The 17,915-nt window shown below is 71.1% G+C and carries 13 protein-coding genes; 11 read left to right on the top strand and 2 right to left on the bottom strand.

What is annotated here, in order from left to right; translation table 11 throughout:
* Window positions 1–58: 58 nt before the first annotated feature.
* Complete coding sequence (locus M3Q23_13830) at window positions 59–1,222, bottom strand: aminotransferase class V-fold PLP-dependent enzyme (protein ID MDP9343138.1); 1,164 nt, start codon at window positions 1,220–1,222, stop codon at window positions 59–61.
* On the bottom strand, window positions 1,219–3,219 hold the full coding sequence (locus M3Q23_13825; protein ID MDP9343137.1) for a S9 family peptidase: 2,001 nt from the start codon (window positions 3,217–3,219) through the stop codon (window positions 1,219–1,221). Before M3Q23_13825 ends, M3Q23_13830 begins: the two co-directional genes overlap by 4 nt.
* Window positions 3,220–3,423: 204 nt before the next feature.
* Here M3Q23_13825 and M3Q23_13820 point away from each other — a divergent pair, with 204 nt between their 5' ends.
* The 11 genes from M3Q23_13820 to tpiA all read left to right on the top strand — a co-directional run bounded on the left by M3Q23_13820 (window position 3,424) and on the right by tpiA (window position 17,696).
* A complete protein-coding gene (locus M3Q23_13820; protein MDP9343136.1) occupies window positions 3,424–4,131 on the top strand; it encodes a hypothetical protein in 708 nt (235 codons plus the stop codon).
* Window positions 4,132–4,179: 48 nt separating this feature from the next.
* Window positions 4,180–5,211, top strand: coding sequence for a hypothetical protein (locus M3Q23_13815; protein ID MDP9343135.1), 1,032 nt, complete (start codon window positions 4,180–4,182; stop codon window positions 5,209–5,211).
* Between the two features lie 50 nt (window positions 5,212–5,261).
* Window positions 5,262–8,129, top strand: coding sequence for an excinuclease ABC subunit UvrA (gene uvrA, locus M3Q23_13810; GenBank protein ID MDP9343134.1), 2,868 nt, complete (start codon window positions 5,262–5,264; stop codon window positions 8,127–8,129).
* Window positions 8,130–8,199: 70 nt separating this feature from the next.
* Window positions 8,200–9,318, top strand: a complete 1,119-nt coding sequence (locus tag M3Q23_13805) for an NAD(P)/FAD-dependent oxidoreductase (protein MDP9343133.1) — start codon at window positions 8,200–8,202, stop codon at window positions 9,316–9,318.
* 68 nt (window positions 9,319–9,386) lie between these two features.
* On the top strand, window positions 9,387–10,958 hold the full coding sequence (locus M3Q23_13800; GenBank protein MDP9343132.1) for a cupredoxin domain-containing protein: 1,572 nt from the start codon (window positions 9,387–9,389) through the stop codon (window positions 10,956–10,958).
* Window positions 10,959–11,008: 50 nt separating this feature from the next.
* The gene (gene uvrC / locus M3Q23_13795; GenBank protein MDP9343131.1) at window positions 11,009–12,931 is read left to right on the top strand and encodes an excinuclease ABC subunit UvrC; all 1,923 of its coding nucleotides are present in this window, start codon (window positions 11,009–11,011) and stop codon (window positions 12,929–12,931) included.
* Window positions 12,928–13,884 (top strand): RNase adapter RapZ, encoded by a 957-nt coding sequence (gene rapZ, locus M3Q23_13790; GenBank protein MDP9343130.1) that lies wholly within the window; start codon window positions 12,928–12,930, stop codon window positions 13,882–13,884. The genes uvrC and rapZ overlap by 4 nt, the downstream gene beginning before the upstream one ends.
* 227 nt (window positions 13,885–14,111) lie before the next feature.
* On the top strand, window positions 14,112–14,648 hold the full coding sequence (locus M3Q23_13785; protein MDP9343129.1) for a hypothetical protein: 537 nt from the start codon (window positions 14,112–14,114) through the stop codon (window positions 14,646–14,648).
* 87 nt (window positions 14,649–14,735) lie between these two features.
* Window positions 14,736–15,743 carry a type I glyceraldehyde-3-phosphate dehydrogenase gene (gap, locus tag M3Q23_13780; protein ID MDP9343128.1) on the top strand — a complete coding sequence of 336 codons (1,008 nt, stop codon included), beginning with the start codon at window positions 14,736–14,738 and terminating at the stop codon, window positions 15,741–15,743.
* Window positions 15,740–16,924: a phosphoglycerate kinase gene (locus tag M3Q23_13775; protein ID MDP9343127.1), complete on the top strand. Its 1,185-nt coding sequence runs from the start codon at window positions 15,740–15,742 to the stop codon at window positions 16,922–16,924. The genes gap and M3Q23_13775 overlap by 4 nt, the downstream gene beginning before the upstream one ends.
* 1 nt (window position 16,925) lies before the next feature.
* Complete coding sequence (gene tpiA, locus M3Q23_13770) at window positions 16,926–17,696, top strand: triose-phosphate isomerase (GenBank protein ID MDP9343126.1); 771 nt, start codon at window positions 16,926–16,928, stop codon at window positions 17,694–17,696.
* The last annotated feature ends 219 nt before the right edge of the window (window positions 17,697–17,915 follow it).

The following is a 17,915-nucleotide window of genomic DNA, read 5'->3' as shown; positions in this document are numbered from 1 at the left end:
CTGCGCGACGGCCCCGTATGTCGCTCCTGGGGCGCACGCCCCCGCGTAACGCCGGGCGCTACAGGATCTCGCGGAGCCCTTCGAACAGGCGGTCGACGTCGGATTCCAGGGTGAAGAAGTGCGGCGAGACCCGGATGCCGTCGCCCCGGTAGTCCGTGCACACGTCCCGCTCGAGCAGGGCGTGGCACACCTTCTCGGCGTCGGTACCCACGCCGATGTTGACCAGCCCCCCGCGGCCGTTCCGGTCGCGGAGCGTGCGGATCGGCAGGCGCATCTCGTCGGCGCCCGCGATCACGTAGTCGGTCAGCTCCCCGATCCGGGGGCGGATCCGCTCCGGGGTCACCTCGGAGATGATGTCCAGGCCCCCCTGGGCGATGAACGTGATCGGGGCGGGCGGGGTGCCCGTCTCCAGCTTCCGGGCGCTGGGGTGGTAGTCGAGGTGCTTGGCGTCGAACATGAACGGCTCCCGCTGCGCCATCCAGCCGGTGATGGACGGCTGGAGCTCCGGCAGGAGCTCCTTGCGCGCGTACAGGAACGTCACCCCCGGTCCTCCCAGCAGCCACTTCAGCACGCCGGTGGTGTAGAAGTCGCACCCAAGGTCGTGCACGTCGACGGGGATGATCCCCGCGCCGTGGAAGTCGTCCACCACGGACCAGGCGCCGGCCTCCCGGGCCATCCGGCAGATCTCCTTCGCGTCGACCAGGGTCGAGGACCGGTACAGCACGCGGTTGATGCACACGGCGGCGGTCTCCTCGTCGATGGCCTCCGCGTAGGACTCCAGCGGCACGGTCAGCCCGTCCGGCGACGGCAGCCACACCACCTCGGCGCCCCGGCGCTGCTGGGCCAGCCACACGTGGCCGTCGGTGGGGAAGTCGAGCTCCGAAAGCACCAGCTTGCGCCGGCCCGTGGTGAACTCGAGGCAGGATGCGATGGTGGAAAGCGCCATGGACACGTTCGTGGTGATGGCGAGCTCGGCGGGGTCGGCCCCGATCAAGGCGGCGAAGGTCCGCTTCAGGGCGCCCATCCGAGGGAAGATGTGCTCCATCCACACGGGATCGGGAGCGCCCTCCGTGGCCCACGCGTCCATGTATTCCTGGAGGTAGCGCTGGGCCCGCCTCGACACCGGCCCCAGCGACGCGCTGATCAGATACGCCTTGCGCTCCAGGACGGGGAACTCGTCGCGATAGGCCGCGAGGTCCTTGACGGAGCCGGAGTCCGTCACGGGGTCGCCTCGCCTCCAGACGCCGGCATGTGGCGCTCGAACCACGCCACGGTTCGAGTGACGAAATCGAACAGGGCGGGCATCTGGCGAACGCCGTGGCCCTCCTCGGGATACAGGACCACCTCGGTCTCCACGCCGTTCGCCCGTAGGGCCCGATAGAACTCGACGGCCTGGCCGGGCGGGGTGCACCGGTCGCGTACCCCGGCGGTCACCAGGACCGGCGTGCGGGCCTTGGCCGCAAGGAAGACCGGGCTCCGCTCGAAGTACGGACCTCCGGGGGAGGCCGGGTCGCCGTCCAGGAACGCGGAGTCCCACGGGCCGATGTTGCTGTTGAAGTGCTGGCTGTACCAGTCGGTCACCGGTGAGATCGACACGGCGGCGGCGAACCGGTCCGTCTGTGTGACCAGCCACGCCGTCATGAAGCCGCCGTAGCTCCCGCCCATGACGCCGAGGCGGTCGGGGGCCGCGATGCCGCGTTCCACCAGCGCGTCGATCCCGGAGAGGACGTCGTCCGCGTCCTTGCCGCCCATGTCGCCGACGACGTGCTCGGCGAACTCCTGGCCCCGCCCGGTGGAGCCTCGCGGGTTCGGCAGGAAGACGGCGTACCCCCGGCTCACCAGCACGTGCGGGGTCCATCCGGCGACCCACCGGTTCCGGTAGGAGGCGATCGGCCCCCCGTGGACATTGACGACCAGTGGATGCGGCCCCGCGCCCGGGGGCAGCAGCACGAACCCTTCCAGGTCGATGCCGTCGCGCGCCTTCCAATTCACCCGCTCCAGGCGGCCGCCCACCTCCTGCGCGTACCGGGTGCCGTCGTGGGCGAACGAGACCACCGTGTCCGCCTTGCCGTCCCGGACCACGGCGATCTCGGGCGGCCGTTCGTGGCTCTCCAGCACCAGCGCGAAGGAACCATCCGCGAGGGGAGCGGCGTCCGGATGCCAGTACCCGCTGGTCTCCTCGCTGGCCCACAGCTCGACGGACGAGCCAGTGGAGGCGTCCTGCTCGCCGGCCACCGTGTCCAGGCCCCGGACGCCGATCCACAGCAGGTGGTCGTCGTCCCGCCAGGCCACGTGGCTGACGTCCACGCCGTGCGCCTCGACCGGGCTGGCATGGCCAGAGTCCGGGTCGATCAGGAGCAGGTCCCCAGCCACGATCCCGCGGTCGCTGCACAGCGCCTGGAGAACGGCCAGGCGCGAGCCCGACGGATTCGCGGAGGGGACCCCGACCTGACGAAGGATGGTTCCGGTCCGGTACAGGACGCGGTCCTCACCGGTGCCGGCGTCGATCAGGGCCAGGACGGATTCGTACCAGGCATCCTCGCCCGGGGCTTCGGACACGACCGCCGCGATCCGCGCCGGCCCGCACCATGCTGCCTCCCACACGGTGAGCCCCTCGCGGGAGACCTGCCGCACGTTGCCCGTGGCCAGCTCGTAGAGGAACAGCCGGCGCCACTCGCCCGCTCCGTCGCTCCGCTCCACCTCGGGCAGCCACGACGGGGCGTCGGCCTCGGAGTCCTTGGTCCCCGAGCCTTCCGCCCCAGCCTTGTCCGCTTCCATCGGAGCCACCCCGAGCAGGATCCACGCGCTGTCGGGGGACCAAGCCGCGTACTCGATGGTGCCGTCGACGTCGGGGCCGGGGCGGGCCTCGCCCACCCGGCCGGCGTCCAGGAGGTACAGCCGGTTCCGCCCCCGCTGCTGCCGGTCGGACAGGAACGCCAACCTGGTCCCATCCGGCGACCACTGCGGCCGGGCGTCGTTCCCCGGCCCCGCGGTGACCTCGTCCAGCTCATGGGTCTCCAGGTCCACCACGCATACCCGCGTGCCGGGGACGCCTTCCAGCTTCGACAGCTTGGAGCCGGTGAAGGCGATCCGGCGGCCGTCAGGCGACGGGGCCAGCCCGGCGGCCCCGGAGATGCGGCCGAAGGCCGGCTCCAGCAGCTTCCGGTAGTGCTCCTCGATGTCCTTGTACAGCGGTGTCTCGCGCAGGTCTCGGTCCATAGAGCGGGAGGATACGCGGTGGAAGCGGAACGCGGTGGCGGCGCCGGGAGTCAGGGAGGGTGACGTGCGGGTGATCGCGGTCGTTGTGGTCGTGGCGCTGGGGACGGTCGGCTGCACCGGGACGACGGGGTCTCCCCATCCCGGTTCCAGTCCGCCGGTAGCGGTGCGACGAGGTCGACCACCCCCGTGCGCGGTGTGGCCCCGGTGCGGGTCGGCACGATCGTGTCCTGTCCCGCGACCGCGACTGTCCTCGCGACCGGGAGCGCCTTCTACCCGCCCTGGTTCCCGGTGATCGACGGGCTGCCCCCCGACCCGCTGCACTGCTTCGCCTCGGTGGAGCAGGCCGAAGCGGCCGGCTTCACGGCGGCGGCCGCGCCCCCCGGAGGGCTCGAAGTCGGCGGTGTGTACCTCGTCCCGGCCCACCTCGAACCGACGTGCCGTCGTGCAGCCCGCCGGCTGGGATTCCCCGTGGCCTGCCCAGGCCTCGTCCCGGGCTCCCCGGACGCGTTCCAGCCGTACACGTTGGAGCGCGGGTTGTTCCAGGAGTTCCTCTTGGACGGCACGTTTCCGGCGCCGCCGGGGTACGTCGGGTTCGCCGCAGGCGGGGAGCAGCCGTTCCGGCCCGCCACCGGCCACCTGATCGTGGAGACCGATGCCGAGTATCCGATGAATGGACGATATGGACGTCGCGGGTACTGCTCGAACCAGCGGGCGGCCGGGCACGTGGTGGTCCGGGGCGTCCTCGGCCAGTTCGTCCTTTGTCCTCCGGGGAGCGAGCAGCACTCGCACCACGTGGTCCTGGACTGGGGGGAGGGAGGCCACACGTACGCCGTGAGCCTCCATGGCCACACCGCGCTGAACCGCCGCCTGGACCGGACCATCGCGGAGCATGTCGTACTGGTCGGTGGATAGAGGCGGCGCGTGTTCGACACGGCGATCGCCGGTGGGTAGAACTCAGGGGTGAGCGGCGGCGATACCGAGCCCCTGCCGGCCCCGCCCGAGCCGGCCCGGAAGCCCAGGCCCAGTACGAGCGCGGTCTGGCGGAGCGGCCGCGTGCGCATGGGCGTCGCGCTGGCCGCGCTGGTGGCCCTTGTCGTCTCGACCGCGCTGGCCTTCGGCGGACCGACCCCGACGATCCCCAGCGCCCGGATCCATCTGGGAGGAAAGCCGGTGGCGGTGGCCGTCGGCGAGAACGCAGTCTGGGTGACCGGTCCGGACGGGAAGCTCTGGAAGATCGCCCCCGCCAAGGGGAAGGCCACCCAGCACCGATCGGTGGGCAAGCTGCGGCCGTCGGCCGTGGCGGTGGGGGGCGGCGCCGTGTGGGTGGTCGGCCCCGGGTCGCCGTGGGTGTGGCGGTTCACCCCTGCTCCCTTCAAAGCCCAGGAGCGGATCCGGGTGGGCGGACCTCCGTTCGGGGTCGCCGCGTCTCCCGACGCGGTATGGGTGACCCTCCCCGACAAGCACCAGCTCGTCCGCATCGATCCGAAGTCGAAGCACGTGGTCAAGAAGATCCGGATCACCGGCTTGACCCCGCGGGCCGTGGCCGTGTCCGGCACGGCGGTGTGGGTGGCCGACCCGGGGGTCGCGGTGGCCCAGATCGACGCGAAGAAGAACCGCGTGGTGAAGGTCATCCCACTGAAGGGGGCGAAGCCCGAGAAGGGCGCCAAGGTGCTCGCCTGTTCCCTGGCGGTGGACGAGGGCGCGGTATGGGTGGCCAATCCCGACGGCTCGGTCACCCGGATCGACCCCTCGAAGGACCGGGTCCTGGGATCGATCCCGATCGGCGGCACCCTCGGCGGGATCGCGGTGGCCGCGGGTTCCGTGTGGGTGACCACCACGAGCAGTAGCTCGGTGCTCCGGATCGACCCCAAGACCAACCGGGTCACCGCCACCGCGCCAGGTGGCTCCGGTGCGGCCTGCGTCGGTCTCAACAAGCAGAACGTGTGGGTGGCCGACACCGGCGACGGAACGGTAACGCGCCTCGGTAGCTGACCCGGTCAACGGCCGGAAGTCGATGTTGGCGGCGCCGGTACAATGCCCTCGTGGGCACCGACAGGCTTGTAATTCACGGTGCCCGTGAACACAACCTCAAGAACGTCACGCTCGACCTTCCCCGGGGCAAGCTGATCGTGTTCACGGGCCTGTCCGGGTCAGGGAAGTCGTCCCTGGCCTTCGACACCATCTACGCCGAGGGCCAGCGGCGCTACGTGGAGTCGCTCTCCGCGTACGCCCGCCAGTTCTTGGGGCAGATGGAGAAGCCCGACGTGGACTTCATCGAGGGCCTCTCGCCGGCCATCTCCATCGACCAGAAGTCCACCTCGCGGAACCCGCGAAGCACGGTCGGCACCATCACGGAGATCTACGACTACCTGCGGGTCCTGTACGCCCGGGTCGGCCACCCGCACTGCCCGAACTGCGGGCGTCCCATCGGCCGGCAGACCCCCGACCAGATCGTGGACCAGGTCCTGGCCCTGCCCGAGGGCACCCGGTTCCAGGTGCTGGCGCCGGTGGTCCGGGGCCGCAAGGGCGAGTACGAGAAGCTGCTGTCGGACCTGGCCCGCAAGGGGTTCGCCCGGGCCCGCGTCGACGGCGAGGTCCGAGAGCTGTCCGAGTCCATCCGCCTCCCCCGGAACTACAAGCACACCATCGAGGTCATCGTGGACCGGCTGGTGGCGAAGCCGGACATCCGCCGGCGGGTGGCCGACTCCATCGAGACCGCCCTCCAGCTGGCCGAGGGACTGGCCGCGGTGGCCGTGCAGACCGATGGGAAGGAGGAGGTCATCACCTTCTCCCAGTCCCTGGCCTGTACCTACGACGGCCTGTCGTTCCCGGAGCTGGCTCCCCGGAACTTCTCCTTCAACTCGCCGTACGGGGCCTGCCAGACCTGCGACGGGCTGGGCACGTACCTCCAGGTCGATCCGGAGCTGGTGGTCCCGGACCCGGAGCTGACCATCGAGGACGGCGCGGTGGCGCCGTGGGGCGGGACCCGGACCCGCGACTCCTACTGGTACCGCCTGCTGGAGGCGGTGGCCGAGGCCCACGGGTTCTCCACGAAGACGCCGTGGAGGAAGCTGTCGAAGGCGGCCCGCGAGGTCGTGCTGTACGGCTCCGACGAGAAGGTCTACGTGAAGTACCGCAACCGGTGGGGGCGGGTCCGCTCGTACTGGAGCACGTACGAGGGCATCGTGCCGAACGTGGAGCGGCGCCACCAGGAGGCCGGCTCGGACAGCCAGCGCGAGCGCCTCGAGCAGTACATGCGCGAGGTACCGTGCCGGGCCTGCAACGGCGCGCGCCTGCGCCCCGAGACGCTCGCGGTGACCGTGGGTGGGCTGAACATCTGGGAGCTGACCCGACAGGCCATCCGGGGCACGCTGGCGTTCGTCGAGTCGCTGGAGCTGACCGATCGCGAGCAGTTGATCGCGGAGCGGCTCCTCAAGGAGATCCGGTCCCGGCTGGCCTTCCTGGTCGACGTGGGCCTGGACTACCTGACCCTGGAAAGGACCGCCGGAAGCCTGGCCGGCGGCGAGGCCCAGCGGATCCGGCTGGCCACCCAGATCGGCTCGGGGCTGACCGGGGTGCTGTACGTGCTTGACGAGCCGTCCATCGGGCTGCACCAGCGCGACAACCGCCGGCTGATCGACACCCTGATCCGGCTGCGGGACCTCGGGAACACGCTGATCGTGGTGGAGCACGACGAGGCCACCATCCGCGCCGCCGACCACGTGGTGGACATCGGCCCGGGAGCCGGCGAGCTGGGCGGCGAGATCGTGTACTCGGGCGACCTCGAGGGCCTCCTGCGGTCGCGGGAGTCGATGACCGGCGCCTTCCTGACCGGCCGGCGGTCCATCCCCACCCCGCAGATCCGCCGCAAGCCGGAGAAGTGGCTGCGGCTGGAGGGCGCCGCCGAGCACAACCTGAAGAACCTCAACGCGGCCATCCCGCTGGGGCTGTTCGTGTGCGTGACCGGCGTGAGCGGGTCGGGCAAGTCCACGCTGGTCCAGGACGTCCTGCTGCGGGCGTTGATGCAGAAGGTGTACCGGTCCCGGCTCCTGCCCGGGAAGCACCGCCGGCTCATCGGCTGGGAGCTGATCGACAAGGTCATCGACATCGACCAGTCGCCCATCGGGCGGACGCCGCGGTCGAACCCGGCCACGTATACCGGCGTGTTCGACCACGTCCGGACTCTGTTCTCGCAAACTCCGGAGGCCCGGCTCCGCGGCTACCTCCCGGGAAGGTTCTCGTTCAACGTCCGGGGCGGCCGGTGCGAGAACTGCGCCGGGGACGGCCAGATCAAGATCGAGATGCACTTCCTGCCCGACGTCTACGTCACGTGCGAGGTCTGCAAGGGGAAGCGGTACAACCGGGAGACCCTGGAGGTGAAGTACAAGGGGCGGTCCATCTCCGACGTGCTGGAGATGAGCGTGGAGGAGGGCCTGGAGTTCTTCCGGAACATCCCGAACATCGCCCGGCACCTCCAGACGCTGTCGGACGTGGGGCTCGGCTACGTGAAGCTGGGGCAGCCCGCGCCGACCCTCTCCGGCGGCGAGGCCCAGCGCGTCAAGCTGTCCTCGGAGCTCCAGAAGCGCGCCACCGGGAACACGTTCTACATCCTGGACGAGCCCACCACCGGGCTGCACTTCGAGGACGTCCGCAAGCTCCTGTCGGTGCTGGAGCGGCTGGTGGCCGCCGGGAACACCGTGCTGGTCATCGAGCACAACCTCGACGTCATCAAGACCGCGGACTGGATCGTCGACCTGGGCCCCGAGGGCGGGGACGGCGGAGGCCGGGTGGTGGTGGCGGGGCCGCCCGAGAAGGTCGCCGAGCACCCGGGTTCGCACACCGGACAGGTGCTGGGCGAGGTCCTGGGGGTGGGGCAGCTCCATCCCCAACCGGTCACCGTCGATGCCTGAGCATCTGGGAACGTCGGTCTTGGTGTCCGCCTCGAGACCAAGCCTTCCAGCGGCTGTTCCTGTCGTCGTCGTGGGCGCCGGGCTGGCCGGCCTGGCGGCCGGGGCGGCGCTGCGCATGGCCGGCATCGACGCCTTGCTGATCGACGAGGCCTCGGCGGTGGGTGCGGCGTGGCGGGGACGCTACGACCGGCTCCGGCTGAACACCTCGCGCCACCTGTCCCGCCTCCCCGGCTACGCCTTCTCCCGCTCGGACGACCGCTGGCCCAGCCGGGACCAGGTGGTCAAGTACCTGGAGCGATTCGCACGGCATCATGGGCTGGAGCCGGCCCTGGGCGTGAACGTGCTCCGGGTGGATCGGGACGATGGACGGTGGGTCGTCCGGACCTCCACGAGAGACGTCGCGGCCGGGTCCGTGATCCTGGCCACGGGCCACGCCCGGGAACCGGTCGTGCCTGCATGGCCGGGCGGAGATTCGTTCCCCGGCCAGATCGTGCACTCGAGCGGCTACCGAAACGCGACGCCGTTCCAGGGGCAGGACGTGCTGGTGGTGGGGGCCGGTGACTCCGCCGCCGACATCGCCGTGGATCTTGCCGAGGGCGGCGCGGGCACGGTGTGGCTGTCCATCCGTACTCCCACCCACGTGATCCCCCGGTCCACCCTGGGGGTCCCCACCGACGTGACCGCGTCCATGATCCGCCGGCTTCCTCCCAGCGTGGTCGATCCCATGATCGGGGCGATCGCCCGGATTCGGCTGGGCGACCTGACCCGATTCGGGATGCCCCGTCCGACCCAGGGGCTGTACTCGCGGTTCCTCCAGCATCGGCGGGCCCCGATCATCGACCCGGGGGACTTCGTCCGGGCCCTGCGGTCCGGTCGCGTCGTGGTCGTCCCGGCCTTGGAGTGGTTCGACGGCCGGTCCGTCCGGCTGGCCGGGGGGAGAACGGTCGAGCCGGACGCCGTGGTCGCCGCCACGGGGTACCGTCCGGGACTGGAGGGCCTGGTCGGGCGCCTCGGGGTGCTGGCGGCCGACGGGTACCCGAAAGCCCACGCCCCGGACGACCATCCGGGCGCGCCGGACCTGTACTTTCTGGGCTTCCGGTTCCCGTTCAGCGGGAACTTCCGGCAGGTTCGGATCGACGCCGGGAAGACGGCCACGCGGATCGGGCGACGGGCCACCCGAGCGACCTGACGGTCGGCCCGGCGTGCCGTCCCGGCTTGGCGCCCGGATCGGGGACCACTGCTAGGATTGGCGCCGCCGTGACGAGGAAGCTCTTTTCCTGCGTGCTCGCCCTCGGGCTGCTGGCAGCAGCATGCGGCTCGAAGGGTGGGAGCTCCCAGGCAGTGAAGGTCTCCTTCCTGCCGCAGACTGTCGACTTCCTGGACGACGTGGGGCGGGGCCTGTCCCTGGCCCTGGACCCCGAGGGAAACCCCCACCTCACCTACATCGGGCTGCTCCCCGTGCTGAAGGAGGGCGAGGTGGCGCCGGCCCGGCCCATCGACGCGCCGGCCCTCCCGGCCGTGCTGACCGCGGACCTGGCCGGCGGGATCTGGTCGCGCGGCGACATCGTCCAGACCGACATCACGAAGTCGCCCGCCGTGGAGATCCCGGTGGGGACGCTGGACACCACGGCCACGGCCATCGACGCGAAGGACGTCCAGCACGTGGTGTGGACCCAGGTCCGGGGCCTGTGGTACTCGAGCCGGCAGCTCGGCCAGCCCGTCGGCCAGTTCTCGAAGCCGGTGATGGCCGTCGACGGCTACGTCTCGGGGCCGTCGCTGGCCGTGGACCAGGACGGCGTGCCGTGGGCCGCCTACTACGTCGGCTTGACGGTGCAGGTGGCCACTCTCCAGGGCAAGACGTGGATCACCCAGGACGTGGCCACGGTGAGGCGGTGCGGGACCTGTCCGCCGCTGCACACGGCGATCGTCGCGACGTCCACCGGGCCGGTCGTCGCCTATACCGACCCCGCGACCAAGGCCATCATGGTCGCCACCTCGGTCTTCGGGACCTGGAACGTCCAGCAGATCCAGACTCCGGGGAGCTCCGGCGGGTTTGGGGTGGACCTGGCGCTCGACGCCCAGGTCCCGGTGGTGTCGTTCGTGACCGAGGTCGGGCAGGTCTTCGTGGCCAGGCAGGCCAGCGCGACGGGTTGGCAGGCCACCAGCGTCGGCCAGTTCCAGGCCAGCGGCCTGAACGACCTGGGCGGGGGGACGTCCGTCGCCGTCGATCTCAGGAACGGGACGGAGTACGTGGCCTGGGCCGACCCGGTGGCCAAGGAGGTCAAGCTGGTCAGCGGGTCGGGCACGAGCTTCCATCCGGTCACCACGCCGGGGACCCAGCTCGGTGAGTTCCCGGACGCGCAGGTGTCGAGCCGCGGGAAGCTGAACCTGGCCTGGTACGACTCGGTGGACCAGGACCTCCTGCTCGGGACGTACCCCGAGTCGCTTGGCCTGATCGCGGTGCCGTCGCCTTCCAGCTCCGCCAGTCCGACCAGCACCACCGTCACGGCGTGCAAGCCGACCGAGAGCGGGACCTCGCTGAAGCTCGTCGCCAAGAACACCGCGTTCGACACCGATTGCGTCGGGGCGCCCGCAGGCCAGGGGTTCAAGATCCTGTTCGACAACCAGGACGCACAGGTCATGCACAACGTGGAGATCTTCTCGAACGCATCGGCGACCACGCGGGTCGGCGGTGCCACCAGCGCGACGGACGTGATCACGGGGGTGGCGTCGGTGACGTACAGCGTCCCCGGGCTCCAGGCGGGCAACTACTACTTCCGCTGCGACATCCACCCGACGGTGATGTTCGGCACGCTGGTCGTCAAGTAGCCGTCTGCCTCCAACCCGGTGGTGGCCGGCCCGGAACCTACAATGGCCTGGTGAGCGTCCCCCGGCCACTTCCCTCCAGCATCCCCGACGAGCCCGGCGCGTACCTGTTCCGGGACCCGGACGGCCGCGTGCTCTACGTCGGCAAGGCCAAGTCGCTGCGCAAGCGCCTGGCGTCGTACTGGGGCCGGCCGCTGCACGCCCGCACCGAGGCCATGACGGCGCAGGCTGCCTCGGTGGAGTGGATCGTGGCCCGGGGCGAGGTGGACGCCCTGATGCTCGAGTACAGCCTCATCAAGTCGAACCGGCCCCGGTTCAACGTCCGCTACCGCGACGACAAGAGCTACCCGTATCTGGCCCTGACGGTGGGGGAGCGGTGGCCCCGGGCCCAGGTCATGCGGGGAGCCCGGCGCAAGGGGGTCCGCTACTTCGGGCCGTACGGGCACGCGTACGCCATTCGGGAGACCCTGGACGCGCTGACCCGGGTGTTCCCCGTGCGGACCTGCTCGAACGCGTTCTTCGACCAGCGGGCTCGAGCCCACCGGCCCTGCCTGTACTACGACATCGGCCGGTGCGCCGGCCCGTGCGTCCCCGAGGCCACCGGCGTCACCGACGAGAGCTATCGCGGACAGGTCGAGTCCCTGGCCGACTTCCTGGGGGGGACCTATCGCCCGGTCCTGTCGAGGCTGGAGAGCGAGATGACCAGAGCCTCGACGCAGCTCGAGTACGAGCGGGCCGCGCGCCTCCGGGACCAGCTGGCCGCGGCCCGCAAGGCCATGGAGAGCCAGGAGATGGTCCTGGGGCACCGCGAGGACCTGGACGCCATCGGCCTGGACGAGGACGACCTGGAGGCCGCGTTCCAGGTGTTCTTCGTGCGTCGGGGCCGGGTGATGGGCCGCAAGGGCTGGGTGGTGGACAAGGTCGAGGACCTGGATCGCTCCGAGCTCCTGAGAAGCTTCCTCCGCGAGCTGTATATGGAACAGGAGGACGCTCCGCCGCGGATCCTGGTCCCCGAGCTGCCCGCCGACGCCGACGTGCTGGAGGAGTGGCTGTCGCAGCGACGAGGCACCCGCGTCCGCATCGCCGTTCCCGCCCGGGGCGCCAAGCGCCGCCTGACGCAGACCGTCTCCCAGAACGCCCGGGAGGCCTTCATGCGCCACAAGCTCCGCCGAGCCTCCGACTTCGGCGCCCGCTCCCGCGCCCTGGCCGAGCTCGGCGACGCCCTCGGCCTGGAGCAGGCTCCCCTGAGGATCGAGGCATACGACATCTCCAACCTCGGTCCCACCGACAAGGTCGGTTCCATGGTGGTCTTCGAAGACGGGTTGCCGAAGCGGTCCGACTACCGCAAGTTCGAGATCAAGGGCGTCCCAGGCCAAGACGACTTCGCCAGCATGGAAGAGATGCTGAGCCGAAGGTTCGCCAGGCTGGTCTCGGAGGTCGGCGCCGACGACACGGTGACCGCGTCCAGACCACGATCCCGAAGGTTCGCCTACCCACCAGCCCTGATCGTCGTGGACGGCGGAAGGGGCCAGCTCGGCGTGGCGACGAGGGTGCTGGCCGAGGCCGGCCTGGACATACCAGTCATCGGCCTGGCCAAGCGCCTGGAGGAGGTCTACGTCCCCGGCCAGCCCGAGCCGCTGCACGTCCCGCGTTCGTCGGAGGCCCTGTTCGTCCTCCAGCACCTTCGGGACGAAGCCCACCGGTTCGCCGTGACGTATCACCGGACGAAGAGGACGAGACGGGCGCTGGCCTCGCCGCTGGACGACGTGCCGGGGATCGGTCCAACGCGCAAGCGGGCGCTGCTGCGCCGGTTCGGCTCCCTGGCCCGGCTGCGGCAGGCCACGGTGGAGGAGATCCAGGGGGTGCAGGGGATCGGCCCGGAGATGGCCCGGACCATCCACCAGCACCTGGAGGGGGGCGGGCCGGTCCCGGCGGCGGCCGGGGTCGCCGGCGCCATGGAAGGGAAGAGCGCATGACCGCAAGGACCACCAGCGAGCAGGCGCAGCGAGCCACGCGGGCCAAGGTCCGTCGATCCGCGCCGGCCGCTCCCACCGTGGCGGAGGGGCCAGCCAGCCCGGACTTCGCCATCATCACTGGGCTCTCCGGCGCGGGCCGGTCCGAGGCCGCCAAGTGCCTGGAGGACATCGGCTACTTCGTGGTGGACAACCTTCCGCCGGCCCTGATCGGCAAGATGGCCGAGCTGGCGGCGGGCTCCGGGGGGCCGGCGCGGGTCGCGATCGTGGCCGACGCCCGCGGCGGCGTGTTCTTCCACGAGCTGTCCCGGGGCCTCGAGGACCTCAAGAAGCTGAGCATCCCGTACCGGATCCTGTTCCTGGAGGCGTCGGACCAGGACCTCCTCCAGCGCTACGCCGTGACCCGCCACCGCCACCCGCTGGCCCCGGCGGACCGGGTGGTGGAGGGGATCCGCAAGGAGCGGCTGATGATGGAGTCACTGAAGGGGGAAGCCGACCTCATCGTCGACACCTCCGGCCTCACCCCGCACGAGCTGCGCGACCGCATCCGCGACGCCTTCGCCAAGGCCCCGCCGGAGCAGGGCCTCCAGGTCTCCGTGGTGTCCTTCGGCTACAAGTACGGCGTCCCCCGGGACGCCGACATCGTGCTCGACGTCCGCTTCCTGCCCAACCCGTACTGGATCCCGAAGTACCGCCCCCTGCCGGGGACGGACTCCCGGGTGCGAAAGTACGTGACCGAGCAGGAGTCGTACGGAGAGTTCATGAAGCGCCTCCGGTCCCTGCTGGAGTTCGTCGTCCCCGGGTTCGTGGCGGAGGGGAAGTCCTACCTCACGGTCGCCGTGGGGTGCACCGGCGGCCGCCACCGCTCGATCGTGGTGGCAGACGCCGTCGCGGAGTTCTTCCGGGACCAGGGTCTGCCGGTGTCCCTGGAGCACCGGGACCTCGACCATGAGTGACCCCTTGGCGGTGGCACGGTAGTCTAGGGCCCGTGCAGCTCCGAACTCCTCCCAGAGCCCCCAGGGGCGCCCCCCCGCTGTCCCAGTGGAGGGCCAGACGGCGCCTCCGCCGCTCCGCACCTCGTCCCCCCACGGCCGGCCGGTTCTCGAGGTCGCTGGCCAGGTCGCGGCTCCGGCGGGAGTTCCGGCGGGCCGCCCGCGACTCTCGCGCGCCCATCAGCAGCCGCATGTTCGGCCTGGTGCGCGGGCCGTTCCAGGCCCGGACCACCCGGCCTCGCGGACCGCTGTTCCGGGGGAAGCTGGACCGCACGCTGGCCCTGGCCGCGATCCTGGTCCTGGGCGGGGGAGTGACCGCGCTGGTGCTGCTCTCCGGCACGCCCGCACCCACCGGCCTCCAGGGGCTCCAGGCCAGCCCCACGGCGCCCCCCCTGGTCGTGCCCGTGGTCACCCCGAGCCCGGCGCCCACCCCCAGCGTCCACGCGTTGCCGATCAAGCACCCCACGTCCAAGCCGGCCACCTCGCACTCCACGAAGGCCGTCCACACCACGCAGCCGGCACCGGCCAACAGCACGCTCCCGGCGCCGCCCCCGCCACCGCAGACCAACCCGCCGAACCCGTCCCCCCACCCGACCACGCAGCCGCCGAAGCCATCGCCCAGCCCGACGCATTCGCCCTCGCCGACGTCGAGCCCGTCGTCCAGTCCGTCGCCGACGCCCTCCCCCGTCCCCACCCCTTCCCTCACCACTCCGCCCATCCCGGGCTAGCGCTACCCCGTTCGGTGGACCGGCGGCCACCTGCCCATGCGCCGCCGTGAGTAGGATTGGTGGCATCGACGAACCGAGGAGGCTGGCGTGAGCGTGAGGATCGGTATCAACGGATTCGGCCGGATCGGAAGGAACTTCTTCCGCGCGGCGAGCAAGAGCGGGGCCGACTTCGAGTTCGTCGCCTTCAACGACATCATGGACCCGAAGACCGCCGCCCACCTGCTGAAGTACGACTCCGTCCTCGGGGTCCTGGACGCGGAGATCAAGGCCACCGAGGAGGGAATCTCGGTCGATGGGCGCGAGTTCCGCATCCTGTCCGAGCGCGACCCGGCCAACCTCCCGTGGAAGGAGCTCGGCGTCCAGATCGTGGTGGAGTCGACGGGGCTGTTCACCGACCGGGAGAAGGCGAGCAAGCACATCGAGGCCGGAGCGGAGAAGGTCGTCATCAGCGCCCCGGCCAAGGGCGAGGACATCACCATCGTCATGGGCGTGAACGACGACAAGTATGACCCGACGTCGCACCACGTCATCTCGAATGCCTCGTGCACCACCAACTGCGTGGTCCCGCTGGCCCACGTGCTGGACGAGAGCTTCGGGATCGAGCGCGGCCTGATGACCACGGTGCACGCCTACACCGGCGACCAGAACCTCCACGACGGGCCCCACAAGGACCTCCGGCGGGCCCGGGCCGCCGCCATCAACATCGTCCCCGCCTCGACCGGAGCGGCCAAGGCCTCCTCGCTGGTCCTTCCCCAGCTCAGGGGAAAGATGGACGGACAGGCCATGCGAGTGCCGGTGCCGGACGGCTCCGTCACCGACCTGGTGTGCGTGCTGAGCCGCGACGTGACGGTCGACGAGCTGAACGCCGCGTTCAAGGCGGCGTCCGAGACCGACCGCCTGCGCGGCATCCTGGTGTACACCGAGGACCCCATCGTGTCGTCGGACATCGTGGGAACCTCGGCCTCCTGCACCTTCGACTCCGAGCTGACCATGGTCGTCGGGAACCTGGTGAAGGTCATCGGCTGGTACGACAACGAGTGGGGCTACTCCAACCGGCTGGTCGACCTGGTCTCGATGGTCGCCGGGCGCCTGTGAGGCTCCGGACCCTCGACGACCTGCCGGACGTCGCCGGCAAGCGCGTCTTCGTCCGGGCCGACTTCAACGTGCCGCTGGACGGAGGCCGGGTCGCGGACGACCTCCGCATCCGCTCCACGCTGCCCACCCTGAACGAGCTCCTGGACCGCGGCGCGTCGCTGGTGCTGGCGTCGCATCTCGGCCGGCCGAAGGGGCAGGTCCAGGAGGAGCTCCGCCTGGCCCCGGTGGGGGACCGCCTGGCCGAGCTGCTCGGGCGCGAGGTCGCCGCCGTGGGCGACGTGGTGGGCGAGGAAGCCCAGTCGGTGTGCGGCCACGTCGAGGCGGGGGAGGTCGTGCTCCTGGAGAACCTCCGCTTCGATCCGCGCGAGGAGCAGAACGACGCCGGGTTCGCCGGGGAGCTGGCCGGCCTGGCCGACCTCTACGTCGACGACGCCTTCGGGGCGGCCCACCGAGCCCACGCGTCCGTGGTGGCCCTGGCCGAGCTGCTTCCCTCGGCGGCTGGCCGGCTCCTCCAGCGGGAGGTCGAGGTGCTGTCGAAGCTCCTGGAAGGGCCGGAGGAGCCGTACGTGGCCGTCCTCGGGGGGGCCAAGGTGTCGGACAAGCTCGGTGCCATCGCGTCGCTGGTGGACCGGGTCGACGCGCTGCTGGTCGGCGGGGCCATGGCGTTCACGTTCCTGGCCGCGGACGGTGTGCAGGTGGGGAGGTCGCTGGTGGAGCCGGACCGCTTCGACGACGTCCGGCGGGCCCGCAAGCTGGCCGGCGAGCGAGGCGCGCTGATCCAGCTGCCGGAGGACGTGGTGGTCGCGCCCGAGGCCAGGGCCGACGCGTCCCGGCAGACCGTGGGGGTCGACGCCATGCCGCGCGATCAGCTCGGCCTGGACATCGGGCCTCGGACGGTGGAGGAGTTCGCCCGGACCCTGGCCGACGCCCGGACCATCCTGTGGAACGGTCCGATGGGGGTGTTCGAGCTGGAGCCGTTCTCCGCCGGCACCCGGGGCGTGGCTCGTGCCGTGGCCGGCGCCAAGGCGTTCACCGTGGTGGGCGGCGGCGACAGCCTCCTGGCGGTGAAGCGCCTGGGCCTGGAGGCCTCCTTCGGCCACCTCTCGACGGGCGGGGGCGCCTCCCTGGAGTTCCTGGAGGGCCGGGAGCTTCCCGGCATCCGCGTGCTGGAGCGAGGCTGACATGCCCGCAAGGCGCCCGATCATCGCGGCCAACTGGAAGATGCACAAGACGCACCTGGAGGCCATCCAGGACGTCCAGAAGCTGTCCTACCTCCTGTCCTCCGAGGATGCCGAAGCGGTCGAGGTGGTGATCTGCCCGCCGTTCACGGCGCTTCGCTCGGTGCAGACGCTCATCGACAGCGACCGCCTCCCCTACGGGCTGGGGGCGCAGAACGTCCACCACGAGGACAAGGGCGCGTTCACCGGCGAGGTCAGCCCGCCCATGCTGGTCGCCGTGAAGTGCTCGTACGTGATCGTCGGCCACTCGGAGCGCCGTCAGCTCTTCGGCGAGACCGACGAGGTGGTGGCGAAGAAGGTGAAAGCCGTGTTCGCCCACGGGATGACGCCCATCCTGTGCGTGGGGGAGTCGCTGGAGGAGCGCGACAGCGGCCGGACCGAGGAGAGGGTCGTCGGCCAGGTCCGGGCGGACCTGGCCGGAGTGAGCTCCGAGGCCGCCGCGCGGGTGGTGATCGCCTACGAGCCCATCTGGGCCATCGGGACGGGACGCAACGCCGAGCCCGCCGATGCCGGACGGGTGGTCGAGCTGATCCGGGACACCCTCGGCTCGCTGTACTCGAGGACGCTGGCGGACGGCGTGCGGGTCCAGTACGGCGGCAGCGTGAAGGCCGGCAACGTCCGCGACTTCATGGCGCATCCGGAGATCGACGGCGCCCTCGTGGGCGGCGCCAGCCTCGACCCCGAGGAGTTCGCGCTCATCGTCAGGTACCGCTGACGCCGCGCGTTTCCTGGGAACTCGCTCCGGCTGCGCTCGGTCTCGCTCGCCTTCGGCTCGCTCGCCTCGACTCCGCCTCCGCTCGCACAAGCCAAACCGTCACGTCCCGGCCGTGTCGGCGGTGCCGCGGGGGCCCGGGGCCCACCGCTCCCGGAACGCGAGCGGGAACGCCGTGCGGTCCCTGAGGCTCCGCACCGCGTTCCTCCGCGGTCCCCCCAC

It is taken from the genome of Actinomycetota bacterium (genome assembly GCA_030774015.1).
Classification (GTDB): domain Bacteria; phylum Actinomycetota; class UBA4738; order UBA4738; family JACQTL01; genus JALYLZ01.
Note: the sequence above shows the minus strand (reverse complement) of the source record. Positions and strands in the feature narration are given on the sequence as shown.